This window comes from Neorhizobium sp. LjRoot104 (genome assembly GCF_964253725.1).
GTDB lineage: Bacteria > Pseudomonadota > Alphaproteobacteria > Rhizobiales > Rhizobiaceae > Neorhizobium.
Map to the genome: position 1 here is coordinate 911,899 of NZ_CAXURS020000002.1, position 12,838 is coordinate 924,736.

General features: G+C 61.0%; 13 protein-coding genes. 8 read left to right on the forward strand and 5 right to left on the reverse strand.

The genetic code is table 11. The annotated features are described in order from the left end of the window. The 3 genes from ACSQ8R_RS26460 to ACSQ8R_RS26470 are packed head-to-tail and all read right to left on the reverse strand — an operon-like array spanning window position 1 to window position 3,391. Window positions 1–945 carry a carbohydrate ABC transporter permease gene (locus ACSQ8R_RS26460; RefSeq protein ID WP_436256310.1) on the reverse strand — a complete coding sequence of 315 codons (945 nt, stop codon included), beginning with the start codon at window positions 943–945 and terminating at the stop codon, window positions 1–3. A 17-nt stretch (window positions 946–962) separates the two neighbouring features. After that, window positions 963–2,267, reverse strand: coding sequence for an extracellular solute-binding protein (locus ACSQ8R_RS26465; protein WP_436256311.1), 1,305 nt, complete (start codon window positions 2,265–2,267; stop codon window positions 963–965). Window positions 2,268–2,305: 38 nt separating this feature from the next. Continuing rightward, window positions 2,306–3,391, reverse strand: coding sequence for an ABC transporter ATP-binding protein (locus tag ACSQ8R_RS26470; RefSeq protein ID WP_436256312.1), 1,086 nt, complete (start codon window positions 3,389–3,391; stop codon window positions 2,306–2,308). Window positions 3,392–3,710: 319 nt separating this feature from the next. Here ACSQ8R_RS26470 and ACSQ8R_RS26475 point away from each other — a divergent pair, with 319 nt between their 5' ends. From ACSQ8R_RS26475 to ACSQ8R_RS26500, 6 genes are read left to right on the forward strand one after another with little or no spacing between them, the layout of a single operon-like run. Then, window positions 3,711–4,487, forward strand: coding sequence for an SDR family oxidoreductase (locus ACSQ8R_RS26475; RefSeq protein ID WP_436256313.1), 777 nt, complete (start codon window positions 3,711–3,713; stop codon window positions 4,485–4,487). A 5-nt stretch (window positions 4,488–4,492) separates the two neighbouring features. Continuing rightward, window positions 4,493–5,623, forward strand: coding sequence for a pyridoxal phosphate-dependent aminotransferase (locus ACSQ8R_RS26480; RefSeq protein ID WP_436256314.1), 1,131 nt, complete (start codon window positions 4,493–4,495; stop codon window positions 5,621–5,623). A 43-nt stretch (window positions 5,624–5,666) separates the two neighbouring features. Next, window positions 5,667–6,545, forward strand: a complete 879-nt coding sequence (locus ACSQ8R_RS26485; RefSeq protein WP_436256315.1) for an alpha/beta fold hydrolase — start codon at window positions 5,667–5,669, stop codon at window positions 6,543–6,545. A gap of 3 nt (window positions 6,546–6,548) precedes the next feature. Continuing rightward, window positions 6,549–7,808: a M20 family metallo-hydrolase gene (locus ACSQ8R_RS26490; protein WP_436256316.1), complete on the forward strand. Its 1,260-nt coding sequence runs from the start codon at window positions 6,549–6,551 to the stop codon at window positions 7,806–7,808. Further along, complete coding sequence (locus ACSQ8R_RS26495; protein ID WP_436256317.1) at window positions 7,805–8,734, forward strand: cupin domain-containing protein; 930 nt, start codon at window positions 7,805–7,807, stop codon at window positions 8,732–8,734. The genes ACSQ8R_RS26490 and ACSQ8R_RS26495 overlap by 4 nt, the downstream gene beginning before the upstream one ends. A 1-nt stretch (window position 8,735) precedes the next feature. Beyond that, entirely contained in the window at window positions 8,736–9,680 is a 945-nt protein-coding gene (locus tag ACSQ8R_RS26500) for a nucleoside hydrolase (protein WP_436256318.1), read from the forward strand. A 60-nt stretch (window positions 9,681–9,740) separates the two neighbouring features. Here ACSQ8R_RS26500 and ACSQ8R_RS26505 read toward each other — a convergent pair whose 3' ends face one another. Together ACSQ8R_RS26505 and ACSQ8R_RS26510 are read right to left on the reverse strand one after the other, a co-directional pair. Continuing rightward, complete coding sequence (locus ACSQ8R_RS26505; RefSeq protein WP_436256319.1) at window positions 9,741–10,151, reverse strand: hypothetical protein; 411 nt, start codon at window positions 10,149–10,151, stop codon at window positions 9,741–9,743. Further along, on the reverse strand, window positions 10,148–10,723 hold the full coding sequence (locus ACSQ8R_RS26510) for a hypothetical protein (protein ID WP_436256320.1): 576 nt from the start codon (window positions 10,721–10,723) through the stop codon (window positions 10,148–10,150). Before ACSQ8R_RS26510 ends, ACSQ8R_RS26505 begins: the two co-directional genes overlap by 4 nt. Before the next feature lie 363 nt (window positions 10,724–11,086). Here ACSQ8R_RS26510 and ACSQ8R_RS26515 point away from each other — a divergent pair, with 363 nt between their 5' ends. Both ACSQ8R_RS26515 and ACSQ8R_RS26520 read left to right on the forward strand, forming a co-directional pair. Beyond that, a complete protein-coding gene (locus ACSQ8R_RS26515) occupies window positions 11,087–12,040 on the forward strand; it encodes an ABC transporter ATP-binding protein (RefSeq protein WP_436256321.1) in 954 nt (317 codons plus the stop codon). Between the two features lie 19 nt (window positions 12,041–12,059). Continuing rightward, complete coding sequence (locus ACSQ8R_RS26520; RefSeq protein ID WP_436256322.1) at window positions 12,060–12,830, forward strand: class II aldolase/adducin family protein; 771 nt, start codon at window positions 12,060–12,062, stop codon at window positions 12,828–12,830. Window positions 12,831–12,838: the final 8 nt, after the last annotated feature.

Sequence of the window (12,838 nt, forward strand, 5' to 3'; positions counted from 1 at the left end):
TCAGTAGTTCCAACGGGATCGCAGGAGAGCCATCTGGACCATCGAGATGGCGAGGACGACGAGCAGCAAGATGACGGAGAGAGCCGAGGCATATCCGGCCTGCTGCATGATAAAGGCGGTATTGTAGATGTGGTAGACGATCAGGTTGGTGCTTTCCTGCGGTCCACCCTGGGTCATCAGGAATGCCGGCGCGAAGGCCTGCAGCGAATACACCGTCATGATCACCACGACGAACAGCGTGGTTCGCGACAGAAGGGGTATCGTGATGTTCCACAGCACTTGCCACCGGGTGGCGCCATCGATGCGTGCCGCTTCGCCCAGCTCGGAAGGTACGCCCTGAAGGCCGGCCAGAAAAAGGATCGCTCCGAACCCGACCTGTTGCCACAGCGTCATGGCGATAAGCGACGGTAGTGCCTGGGTGGTGCTGGTGAGAAACGGTTGCCGGGCGACGCCGACGATATCCAGCGCGCCGTTGATCAATCCGTTCGAGGGATCGAGCAGGAAGGACCACATCGTCGCGATCACCACCGAGGACGTGACGACCGGTAGCATGATCATGGTGCGGACCAGACCGCGGGCCGGCAGTTTCGAATTGAGGAACAGCGCGAGCGCAAAGGCGATCGGGATGACGAACACCACCACGCCGAACGCGAAGAGGAACGTGATGCCGAAACTTTTTCCGGCATCGTCATATTCGATCATATCGGTGAAGTTGCGCAGGCCGACGAATTTCTCCGCGCCCGGGTTGAGCAGCGAATAATCGTAGAAGCTGTTGCGGGCCATCACCAGCAGCGGAACGTACTGGAAGATCAACAGCAGCAGCATGAAGGGCGCGAGAAAGCCGACGGCGACCAGACGCTCCTGCTTCTGCCGCCGGGTGGCGGCCTTGCGCGGCCGGGTCTTTGCACCCGCCGAGGCGGGGAGTGTCTGTTCGCCTGTCGACATTCTCGCATCCATTGTCATTATCGGTCGAGGATACGCTGAACTTTCTTCTCAGCATCCGCCATCAGCGTGGCAGGATCGCCGCCGAAGGCGACGCCGCGAAGCGCTTCGCTGACGATCTTGTCATACTGGGCGAATTTCGGGCCCGGCGGGCGCGGCTGGCCCCAGGACTGAAGCTGATCGACGAATACCTTCATGGGATACTTGTTGTAGACGTCGAAGCGGGAGAACAGGCTCTTCAACGTCGGAAGGTTGCCGCGTTGGCTGACGTTCATATAGGCATACTCGCCCGTAGACATGTCCACCACGAACTTTGCAGCGATCTCCGGATGCTTGGAACGCGCCGTCGCACCGAATGTCGTCGAGCCCGTATGCACGACCGGAGTCTTGAAATACGGCAGGGGAGTGATGCCCCATTCGATTTTCGGATCCTTGATCAGCGCGTTACCGGCAGCCGGGGTGTCAATGTAGAAGCAGGCCTTGGCGTCGAAGAATGCGTTCGGAATACCGACCTTCGGCGCAACGCCTTCAGCGTTGAACATCGACTGGTAGAATTTCAGCGCTTCCAATGCTTCCGGCGTGTTGAGGTAGCCTTCGGCCGTCTTGCCGTCCGGCGCGAACGCCCAGAAGGTCTTGTAGGCGCTGCTGGTCGGGGCTGCCTTCGGGTCGCCGGCAGAGCGCTGATAGGTCAGGTCCTGATAGACCAGGCCTGGCTGGCCGTTGCCGAAACGGGTCGGGCCGAGACCCCAGACCGTGGCGGCGCCTGCAGGACCCTGCTGGCATTTCTTGAAGGCGTCGAGCGCCTGAGGCCAGGTCCACGCCTCAGCCAAGGTCTGGGGCGGCTTTATGCCCGCTGCTTCGACCAGCTTCTTGTTATAGTACATGGCAACGGTGGTCTGCTCGATGCCCGGCGAATAGACTTCGCCATTATAGCTGTGCTCGGCCTTCGTGGCGGGCAGGATGTCGTCGTCCCAGCCCTTGGGAAGGTATTTGGTGATCGGCAGCAGGATGCCGGCAGCCGCGTAGGACTGGGTGTTCGGGCCGTCATAGACGATGATGTCGGGCGGGTTGGAGCTGGCCGCCTGGACCGAGATCGTATCGGCGAGTTGCGGGAAGGGGACTTCATTGACCTCGAACTTGACGCAAGGATTGTCCTTCTGCCAGGCTTCCATCGGCTTGGGATAGGGATAATTGCCGGGCGTGCGCAGAATGCGCAGCGTCACGGTTTCGCCGGTGCAGGCAGCTCCGGTTTGCGCCTGCGCGCCGGTCGCACTCAGCGCCGTGGCGCCCAGCAGACCGGCAAAAACAATATCAAAGATCTTCATCAGCCGTTCTCCTTCTGGTGTTTTATCCGGCGGAACTTTCAGATGGCGCCGCCGGTATCGGGGTCGAAAAGCGACATGCGGTCATGTGCGATACGGAGCGGCTGCAGGCCACCCTCGGGGTGAGCATGCTGTGGCGCCAGCATGGCTGCGCAGGGTACGCCGGCAAGGGTGAAGTGGATCAGAGTGGTCGGGCCGAGCAATTCGGCCATATCGACGGGAACGGAAAAGTCCGGCTCGCCTTCGCCGGCCAGAAAATGCTCCGGCCTTAACCCCACTTCGATCGTTTTCCCCACATGGGGTAGGAGAGCATCCCGCCGGTCAGCGGGTGCCGGCAGAACCGCATCGCAGAGCTTGAGCACGGGCTGTCCGCCTTCGAGATCAACCTGGGCCGGAAGAAAGTTCATCGACGGGCTTCCGATGAATCCTGCCACAAAACGGGTTGCCGGACGCTCATAAAGTTCCTGGGGCGTCCCTTGCTGCTCGATCTTGCCGTCATTCAGCACCACGACCCGATCGGCGAGCGTCATCGCCTCGACCTGATCGTGGGTCACGTAGACGGTTGTCGCTTTCAGCCGTTTGTGCAGCCGACGGATTTCCGCGCGCATCTGTCCGCGTAGCTTGGCGTCTAGATTGGAAAGGGGTTCGTCGAAAAGGAATACGGCGGGATCGCGAACCATGGCGCGCCCCATCGCCACGCGTTGCCGCTGGCCGCCGGAAAGCTGCTTCGGCCGCCGGTCAAGCAGCGCGGAAATCTCCAAGATCCTGGCGGCGTCCTCCACCTTGCGGCGAATTTCCGCCTTGTCCACCTTTGCCAGACGCAGGCCGAAGCTCATGTTCTGGGCAACGGTCATATGGGGATAGAGCGCGTAGTTCTGGAAAACCATGGCGATATCGCGCTCACGCGGATCGAGTTCGTCCACCCGGCGGTCACCAATCCAGATTTCGCCACTGCTGACCTCTTCGAGGCCGGCGATCATGCGCAGCGTCGTGGACTTGCCACAGCCCGAGGGGCCGACGAGCACCACGAATTCGCCGCTATCGATATGCAGGTCAAGTCCGTCGATCGTGGTTGCCGAAGCACTCTCGTAGGTCTTGCCCACCTTTTTAAGCTGAACGTCTGCCATGCCGGCTTTCGGGCCTTCCGCTATTCAGAATCTCGGGGAAACCGCGGCCCCCGCCACCCAGACATTAGTGACGGAAAATGTATCCGCGCAAGAGATAAATGTATACGCATGAGAATTTCTCGGTAGGTATCGCGAACTGCTCATTTATTCGTCTATTTGCCTAGAGAATTTGCTCATATAAGCGTCATATCGAAATATTATTAATCGCTATCTCAAATTATAGGGATGTTTTTTCAAGGTCGCCCAAAATTTCTATGGACAGAGCATTGAAATGGCGTATGCAAAAAAGAGAAATATGTATTTTTATAGGAGACGCAGGGTGGAACTCAATCTCGCCGGCAAAACGGCTCTCATCACCGGAGCATCCCAGGGCATCGGCTATGCGATTGCCAAGACCTTGGCTGCGGAAGGATGTCACCTCCATCTGGCTGCTCGCAACGGCGCCGCCATGCAGGACCTGAAGAAGGAGCTTGCGCAATACCCGATCAATGTCACGGTGCACGAAGCCGATCTCAGCACGACCGAAGCCATGGTGGCGCTCGACAAGGCCTGCGGCGATTACGATATCCTGATGAACAATGCCGGCGATATTCCCGCCGGTTCGATCGAGGACGTCACCGACGAGGCCATCCGCCGTGGTTTCGATCTCAAGGTCTTCGGCTACATTACCCTTTCGCGTGAATTCTGGAAGCGCCGCAAGGGCCGCGACGGTGTGATCATCAACGTCATCGGCAATTCCGGCGAGAACTGGGATGCCGCCTATTTTGCCGGCTCGACCGGCAACGCCGCACTGATGAGTTTCACCAAGGCTCTGGGCGGCCGCAGCCTCGATCATGGCATCCGCGTCATCGGCGTCAATCCGGGCCCGGTCGATACCGCGCGCATGTTCAAGATCATGAAGCGCAAGGCGATCGACATGCTTGGCGATGAGAGCCGTTGGAAAGAACTCTACGAAAAGTATCCGGGCAAGCGTCCTGCCACGGCTGAAGAAGTCGCCGATCTCTGCGTCTTCCTTGCTTCGCCCAAGGCCGGTTATATCACCGGCACCGTCGTCACCATCGACGGCGGCATCGCTGCCCGCGGTTCGGTGATCTGACGATCATGAGCGACGCCCGTATTCGGAACCGCTACTTTGATGACCTTTTCTCCACGTCGGATCTGGCGTGGATGGGGCAGAACACCAACCACATCCCCGCGCACCCCGCAGTGCGCGAGGCGATGATCCGCTCGGTAGAGGCTGCTGAATTCAACGCCTACGCGCCGCCGATGGGCTTCGAGGCGCTTCGCGCCGGGATTGTTGCCGATCTTGGCGTCGCGTTCGCCGAGGCTCTGGTCACCGAAGGCGGCGTCAACGCGCTGGCGATGATCTGCAAGGCACGCGCCAAGCCCGGCACGACTCTGGTAACGACCGACCCGACCTGGAAATGGCCGTGCATGTTCGCCGAACAGGCAGGTGCCGAAGTCATTCAGATCCCGATCTATGATCCGGCGACCCATTACAAGCTGACGCCGGATGCGCTTCGGGCGGCCGTCGATGAGCGCTGTGCCATCATCTACATCGTTGATCCCAACAATCCGCTCGGCATCCGATATGACCGCGAGGAAATCGAGGCTTTTGCCGGGATCGCCCGTTCGGTCGGCGCGCTGATGATCCACGACTGCACCTATAGGGACTTCGCAGACGGCCATACACCGGTCCTGCAGGTCGCGCCGGAAGGCACCGTCGTTTCGCTGAGCTTCTCCAAGTGGCTGGGCCTGGCCGGCATGCGCATCGGTGCACTGGTCGCGTCGCCTGCGCTGGTCGATGAGTTTTCGTCTGTCTCCACGTCCGTGCTCGGCGCTTCCGTGGTGGCGCAACGCGCGGCGATGGCGGGACTTGCCGTCAAGGCCGAATGGATGAAGGACGTGCGCTCCATCGACCGTGCGAACAAGGCAATGATCGTCACGGCAGCGGAAGCAGCCGGTATCAAGGTTCCGGTCCAGCCGTCGCATGGTAATTTTCTTGTGCTCGAAACGGCGGCGACCGGTGTTTCGCCGGAAGCGATCGTCGAAGCCGCCCGCCGCGAAGGCGTGATGATCCGGCAGGGCCGTTACCACACCGCGCGCTTTGGCGACCGGTTCATCAAGGTCTCGACCTCGGTGCCGAGTGCTTGGGCCGAGCGGTTCTGCGAAGGCCTGCCCGGTTATATCGCGACCGCGCGGACGCTCAACGACGTCCCGGCCCTTTTCTAGGGGCCGGTCTGGAGATCAGCATATTGCAGGGAGACGCCGGTTCATGTTCGTGACTAGCAAGGATGGCATCAAGCTCTACTACGAAACGGCGGGAGAGACCGGAACGCCGATCCTGTTCATCCATGAGTTCGGCGGCAATTACGATGCCTGGGAACCGCAGATGAACTTCTTCCCGCGACGCAACCGCTGTATCACCTATGCCGCACGCGGGTATGCGCCGTCCGATATCCCGGCGGATGTCGAGCAGTATTCGCAGGTCATTGCCGCCGAAGACGCTCTGGCCGTGCTCGATGGTCTCGGCATCGAGAAGGCCCATATAGTCGGCCTGTCGATGGGCGGTTTTGCGACTTTGCATTTCGGTCTTCGGTTCCCCGAACGGGCCCTGTCGCTGACAGTCGCCGGCGCCGGTTACGGCACGGAACGCGCCACGGCCGACTATTTCCGCAACACGTCGCTGAAGGTGGCCGGCAATTTCGAGAAGGATCCCGTCGGCTTTTCCAAGATCTACGCGCTCGGAGCTAGCCGGGTTCAATTCCAGAACAAGGATCCGCGCGGCTGGGCCGCCTTTGCGGAGCGGCTTTCGCGGCACTCCGCCGTCGGCGCTGCCAACACGATGCGCGGCGTACAATGCCGCCGGCCATCCTTCTGGGACCTCGAAGACGAGTTGAAGAAGATGGCGGTTCCGACCCTGATCATGACGGGCGACGAGGATGATCATTGCCTCCAGCCGAGCATTTTCCTCAAGAAGACGCTTCCCGCGGCCGGCCTGACGATCCTGCCCAAGACAGGGCACACGCTTAATCTGGAAGAGCCGGCCCTGTTCAACATGCTGGTGTCCGATTTCATCGCCCAGGTGGAGGCGGGGGCGTGGAAGGTGCGTGATCCGCGCGCCGACCCCGGTCAGGTCATGCGGACGGAATAGCGGATGACCGGCGTGGCGTCGATATCCCCGGTGCGGCTCTGGTCGCGGCTGATGGAGCTTGGCAGGGATGGCGCCCTGCCGGAGAAGGGCGTCAATCGCCAGGCCCTTTCGGCCGAGGAAATCCTCGCCTGGCGCCGCATGATCGGTTGGGGCGCGGAAGTCGGTTTGAGGCCGTTCACCGACCCAGCCGGAAACCTTTTTCTGACGCTCGACGGCAAGTTTCCCCACCTGTCGCCCGTCGTCGCTGGCAGTCATGCCGACAGCCAGCCGACGGGCGGTCTTTTTGATGGGGCGTTCGGCACGCTGGCGGCGCTGGAAGCCGTGACAGCGATCGCCGAGGCAGGTCTGGTGCCGGAGCGGCCGATCATGGTCGTTGCGTGGATGAATGAAGAAGGCAGCCGGTTCGCTCCCGGGATGATGGGGTCCGAGCTTTTCGCCGGCCGAAGGACCATGGAAGAGGTGTTGGCGGTGAAGGATGCCGCAGGCATCTCGGTCGCCGAGGCGCTGGCGGACGTTCATGCAGCCTTCCCGAATATAGAGCGCCGACCGCTCGGGTTTCCCGTTCACGCCTATATCGAACCGCATATCGAGCAGGCCGATGTGCTCGAAAGAACCGGCGCGGTGATCGGTGTCGTGTCCGGCATCCAGGGCAAGAAGACCTACGAAATCGTCATCACCGGACGCGAGGCACATGCCGGCACCGAGCCGATGGAGCGGCGGCAGGACGCGCTGCAGGCATTTGCCCGCATGGCGGTGCACATGCAGCGGGACACGGTGATCGATGACGTAGTGAAGTTCACCATCGGCCGCGTGGAGGTCGCCCCCAACGCGCCGTCGGTGGTGCCGTCCAGGGCCGTCTTCCGCATCGATCTGCGGCATCCGGACAATGCCGTGCTTGACCGGCTTGGCCTGCGCCTCGAAACGATCGTCGCCGAGCAGGCGCACCCCTGCGGTTTCCAGATCAGGCGTCTGGTCGATGCGCCTTCGAACACGTTCGACGAGAAGCTCCAGGCAGCGATACGCCGGTCTGCGGCCCGGCATGGTTATCCAGCACTGGACCTTCTCTCGGCGGCAGGTCACGATGCCCGGCAGATGGCGCCGCTGGCACCGAGCGCGATGATTTTCATCCCCTGTCGCGGCGGCCTTAGCCATCATCCCGATGAGTGGGCCGAACCGGAACACGTCGCGGCCGGCGCGACCGTTCTTCTCGATCTGCTCCTGGAGCAGGCGGGTCTTTCACCCAAACATGGAGACGCATCATGAGCACCGTCAACGACATGGCCGAAATGCCGGTCCAGCTGCCGAGCAATCCAGCCAATGCCGCGCAAGCGCGTGGCCGCTATTTCAACTCCGGAAATGCCTTCAACATCAAGCTTCCGCCGGTGCCGGGCAAGATTTTCACCGACGAGCCGGCAAGCGCATTTGCGCTCGAAAAGACCGGTTTCATCAACTGCGATCTGTCCGCCGAGATGAAATGCCCGTTCCCGGCAACCACGCCGCTGATGCTGGCCCGTTATGCGGTGGTCAAAGCCGGCGAGACCCTGGATACGACGCTCACCAATACCGCGTCGATCTGGTACATGATAGACGGCCAGGCGGCGCTCCTTGTTGGTGACGAGGAGGCCGTACTCGGCAAGGGCGATGTCTTTCTTCTCCCCGGCGGCGTGGCTTCCGCGATCACCGCGGGCGAAGACAGCATCTTCTGGATGGTGGGCAATGATCCGCAGCTGATGTTCGACGGCTCGGTCCCGATCACCGGCGAAAAGGCGGCTGTCAGCTTCGTGCACTACCCGGCAGGCGAGATCGACCACCAGCTCGATGTCGTTTACGGGACGAACGCCAATGCCAGCACGTCCGGCCATGCGCTGATCTTCTCGGCGGAAAAGACAGAAGCCAGCCGTAACATCACCACGACGATGACGCTGTCGCTGAACACGTTGAAGCCGCACAGCTTCCAGCCGCCGCACAAGCACAACTCCGCCGCCATCACCCTCGTGGTCAACGGCGATCCGGCCTATTCGATGGTAGGAGAGGCCAAATGCGCCTGGTCGCCATGGGCAACACTGGTGACGCCTCCGGCCGCCAAGCACAGCCACCACAATGACGGCGATACCCGGGCGGAATTCCTGATCGTGCAGGACGGCGGCTTCCATTATCATGCCCGCACCATGGGCTTCGAGTTCTATTGAGATGCGGCTGATCATCGATACGGATACGGCGGGCGACGACACCTATTCGCTGTTGCTCGCCATGCGCACGCCGGGCTCTACGCTGGAGGCGGTCACCATCTGCGTTGGCAACGTGCCCTTCGATCAGCAGGTGGAAAACGCGCTGGCGACCATCGAGGCCGCGGGTTTCTCCGGCAAGGTGCCGGTCTATCTCGGCGCGCGTCGTCCCATGGTCAAGCCCTGGGAGGCGTCCACAATGCATGGCAATGACGGCATGAGCGGCGCGAACCTGCCGATCGCCCGCCAGCGTCCCGAGGCCATGCATGCGGTCGATGCCCTCATCGAACGGGTCATGGCCGAGCCCGGCAAGATCGATATCCTCGCCCAGGCGCCGCTCACCAATATCGCGCTCGCCGTGATGAAGGAGCCGCGCATCGCCAAGGCGGTTCGCCAACTCTGGATCATGGGCGGAACGGATAACGCGGTCGGCAACATCACGCCCTGCGCCGAATACAACTTCTTCATCGACCCGGAAGCGGCCCGCATCGTTTTTGAAGCGGGTTTCGATATCACGCTCTCCACCTGGACGCTGACCATGCGTTCCGGGCTTCTCGAAGGCGATCACCTGGACGAAATCTTCGCGATGCAGACGCCGCTGTCGGAATTCTATCGCAAAGTTTCCGCCGTACCGCGCGAAACTGCTGAAGCGCGTTACGGCCGGCCAGTCAGCACCCACCCGGATTCGCTGACCTGCGCCTGCCTGTTAAACCCCGACCTGATCGAGTCGTCACGCGAAGCTGTTGTACGCATCGAGACTGCGGGCGAAATCACCCGCGGCTTTTCCGCCATCCATCCGCCGAAGCTCGGCACACGCTGGCCGGAATATAAGGTCAACGCCCGCATCATCGAACAAGCCTCGACCGAGGGTTTTGTGCAGATGCTGAAGCAGGCTTTCGCGGAAAGCTGACGGCTTTCAGACCCGGCGGGATGCGTATCCCGCCGGTTGGAACCCAATGTTCAGAAGTGCTCAGGCAGCCGGCGCCAATGCGCCATCCAACGCGTCCGCATCGGTAGCAGTGGCATCCGAGCGAATAGTGACGATAGGCGGCATGTCCTTGCCGACTTTCCTGAAGCAGGCTGCCATTGCGTCCAGCCAGACGCCCTGCTGAGGCAGGCCCTCCACGGCGGCGATCACGACGTCATAGCCGTTTTTGCGGTAATCGATGAGATCGCCCACGGAAACCTCGATCAGTCTTTCGCAGCTTTCCAGTTTCGCCACATGCGGCGGCATTTTCATGATGCCCCAGCCACGCTCGACCAGGGCATCCATGAAACCGGACGGCGGCGCCTGCCGCCTGCCATAGAGTGCGGAACCGGGATTGACGACGAAATCGGCGATGACGGCGATGCGGCGGCTTCTGAGGTCTTCCCGGATCACGCGGCATTCTCCTTGCCTTCGGTCAGGAACTCGTCGAGTTCGACCATGGCCTTCTGCAGGTCGAAATCCTGCGCATCCATTGCAACGCCCGTGGCGCGCGGGAATGCAAGGCCGCGTTCCTCGAACTCGAACTTCAACTCCTCCATCCAGATGCCCATGCCCGGCCGGCGGTCGCTGCCACCGTGGACGGCGCCTTCCGGCCGGCCACCCCAGGATGCCTTGGTGCTGGTCAGCCGCACGCCGCTCGAGGGACTGCCGTCCAGGCCGACTATGACGACGTCGTAACCGGCGTCCTGATGCAGCATCACGAGATCAACGACGCTTTTGGCGAGGTTGCGGCAGTGACGACGATAGCCCGGCGTGTCGTATTGCTCGCGGGATGCCCACCAGCGGACGGCACCCATATGGCTCATCTCCGGGCAGGGCAGTTGCTGGAGTTCAAAGCCGTTCTTCACCAGACGCTCGACCAGTGGAGAAAAGACGCCGGCGCATTTGGCGAATTCGCTCACCTTGGCATTCTGGTTCATGAGACAGTGCGCCACATAGGCCACACGCCTGGGTTCATCCGGCATATTTGTGTCTCCCGATCTTTTGAGCCGCCCGATATCCGCTTCGGATTGCGCAATATGACGATGAGATTTCCACGCAAATGCCGTGCCATTATCCACAGAGCAGCCAACACCCGCGGGCGTGGCCGATTTGCGGGGCTGACGGATTCAAACTGCCGCAATAGCAGTCATCTTGCGTCCAAAATATGCGCATTCTGGATGCATATTTTGACATATTGGATATTTTGTGAGGATTCCTATTCGTGTCCATTTACGATGTCGGCGATTAAGTCTCAAAATTACGCCTGAAATGCCCGGATTCTGTCGGACGCAAGATATTGTCAATGTGGCACGCAGCTTGCTTGTATCCGTAAAAGGGATAATTGCATGCACAGGGATGCCTTCTCGATGACGGATATGTCGATCGCCTGGAGTGAAGATTACACATGCGGCCTGAATCCGGCGGCGCGTGGTCTCGCGGGCCTGTTGAGGCCCGCCAAGGCCCTGCAGGCTGTCCCGGAAATGGTGTCGGAGCCAAGCTGGACGGCCTCCGGTGACAAGCCGCTGATCGAGCTGCGGAAAGTGTCCAAGAGCTTCGGCCCGGTTGTGGCTCTGGATAGTCTCGAAGCAACCATCCATCCGGGTGAACTGGTAACGGTTGTCGGTCCTTCCGGCTGCGGCAAGAGCACGCTGTTCAACATCCTTGCGGGGCTCGAAGAGCCGGATCCGGGCAATATCCTGCGTTTTCGCGGCAAGAGTTCAGCCGCATCCGAATTGCTCGGGCAGGTTTCCTTCATGCCGCAGCGAGATCTGCTGCTGCCTTGGAGGAACGTTATCGACAACGCCATCCTGGCGCTGGAGATCGAGGGGATGCCACGGGCGCAGGCCCGTGCCGAAGCGCTGAAGATGCTGCCGGAATTCGGGCTTGCCGGATTTGAAAACCAATATCCCAACCAGCTTTCGGGTGGCATGCGCCAGCGCGTGGCGCTGATGCGGACATTTCTCTTCAGGCGCGACCTGATGCTGCTTGACGAGCCGTTCGGCGCGCTCGACGCCCTGACGCGCACCATGATGCAGCGCTGGCTTCTCGACGTCTGGCAGAAACACCGGCGGACGGTCCTTTTCATCACCCATGATGTCGACGAGGCGATTTTTCTGGGTGACCGAGTGCTGGTCATGACCGCCCGGCCGGGCAAGGTGAAGCTGGAACAGAAGATCGACCTGCCTCGCCCCCGCAAGGCCGACATTGTCACCTCGCCGGAATTCGTCGCGCTGAAGAAGAAGCTTCTCGACGCCATCGAGGAGGAAAGCATGAAGTCCTTCATCGCTTCAGGACACTAAATAAAAAGAGGAAATACCGATGGCTACGGAATATGCCGAACGTCCCGCCCACATTCCCGAGGCCGAATGGAAGGCGCGTGTCGATCTCGCCGCCTGCTACCGCATGGTCTCGCGTCTGGGCCTGGACGACCTGATCTACAACCACATTTCCATGCGTGTACCGGGGCATGACGACCAGTTTCTGCTCAATCCCTATGGGTTCCTCTTCGGCGAAATAACCGCATCCAGCCTCGTGCGGATCGATATCGACGGCAACAAGCTCGACGATACGCCCTACACGATCAACAAGGCCGCCTTCGTCATTCATGGCGCCATCCACAAGGCGGTACATGATGCGGCCTGTGTTCTTCACACCCATTCCGACGCCAGCACCGCCATTTCCTGCCAGAAGGACGGCCTGCTGCCGCTGACGCAGTTTGCGATGCGTTTCTATCAGCGCCAGGCCTTTCACGATTATGAAGGTGTGGCGATCGACATGGACGAACAGGCCCGCCTGATCGCCGACATGGGCGACAACCGGGTTATGCTGATGCGCAACCACGGCATCATGACGCTCGGCCGCACGCCCGGCGAGGCCTTTATGTTGCTTTATTATTTCGAACGCGCCGCGCGCATCCAGCTCGACCTGCAAGCTGCCGGCGCAGAGCTTCTGATACCTCCGCACGAGGTCTGCGAAAAAGCCGCCCGCCAGTTCTGGGAGAACAAGGGCGACATCCTGATTGCGGGGGAACGGGAATGGCCCGCCTTCCTTCGCCAGCTCGAACGGGAGGGATCGGATTACCGCCGATAAATCGGGAG

Coding starts and splice junctions, on each gene's coding strand:
- ACSQ8R_RS26465 (WP_436256311.1), bottom strand. CDS start 2,267: ATGAAGATCTTTGATATTGTTTTTGCCGGTCTGCTGGGCGCCACGGCG.
- ACSQ8R_RS26520 (WP_436256322.1), top strand. CDS start 12,060: ATGGCTACGGAATATGCCGAACGTCCCGCCCACATTCCCGAGGCCGAA.
- ACSQ8R_RS26480 (WP_436256314.1), top strand. CDS start 4,493: ATGAGCGACGCCCGTATTCGGAACCGCTACTTTGATGACCTTTTCTCC.
- ACSQ8R_RS26510 (WP_436256320.1), bottom strand. CDS start 10,723: ATGCCGGATGAACCCAGGCGTGTGGCCTATGTGGCGCACTGTCTCATG.
- ACSQ8R_RS26515 (WP_436256321.1), top strand. CDS start 11,087: ATGCACAGGGATGCCTTCTCGATGACGGATATGTCGATCGCCTGGAGT.
- ACSQ8R_RS26495 (WP_436256317.1), top strand. CDS start 7,805: ATGAGCACCGTCAACGACATGGCCGAAATGCCGGTCCAGCTGCCGAGC.
- ACSQ8R_RS26500 (WP_436256318.1), top strand. CDS start 8,736: ATGCGGCTGATCATCGATACGGATACGGCGGGCGACGACACCTATTCG.
- ACSQ8R_RS26485 (WP_436256315.1), top strand. CDS start 5,667: ATGTTCGTGACTAGCAAGGATGGCATCAAGCTCTACTACGAAACGGCG.
- ACSQ8R_RS26490 (WP_436256316.1), top strand. CDS start 6,549: ATGACCGGCGTGGCGTCGATATCCCCGGTGCGGCTCTGGTCGCGGCTG.
- ACSQ8R_RS26460 (WP_436256310.1), bottom strand. CDS start 945: ATGTCGACAGGCGAACAGACACTCCCCGCCTCGGCGGGTGCAAAGACC.
- ACSQ8R_RS26470 (WP_436256312.1), bottom strand. CDS start 3,391: ATGGCAGACGTTCAGCTTAAAAAGGTGGGCAAGACCTACGAGAGTGCT.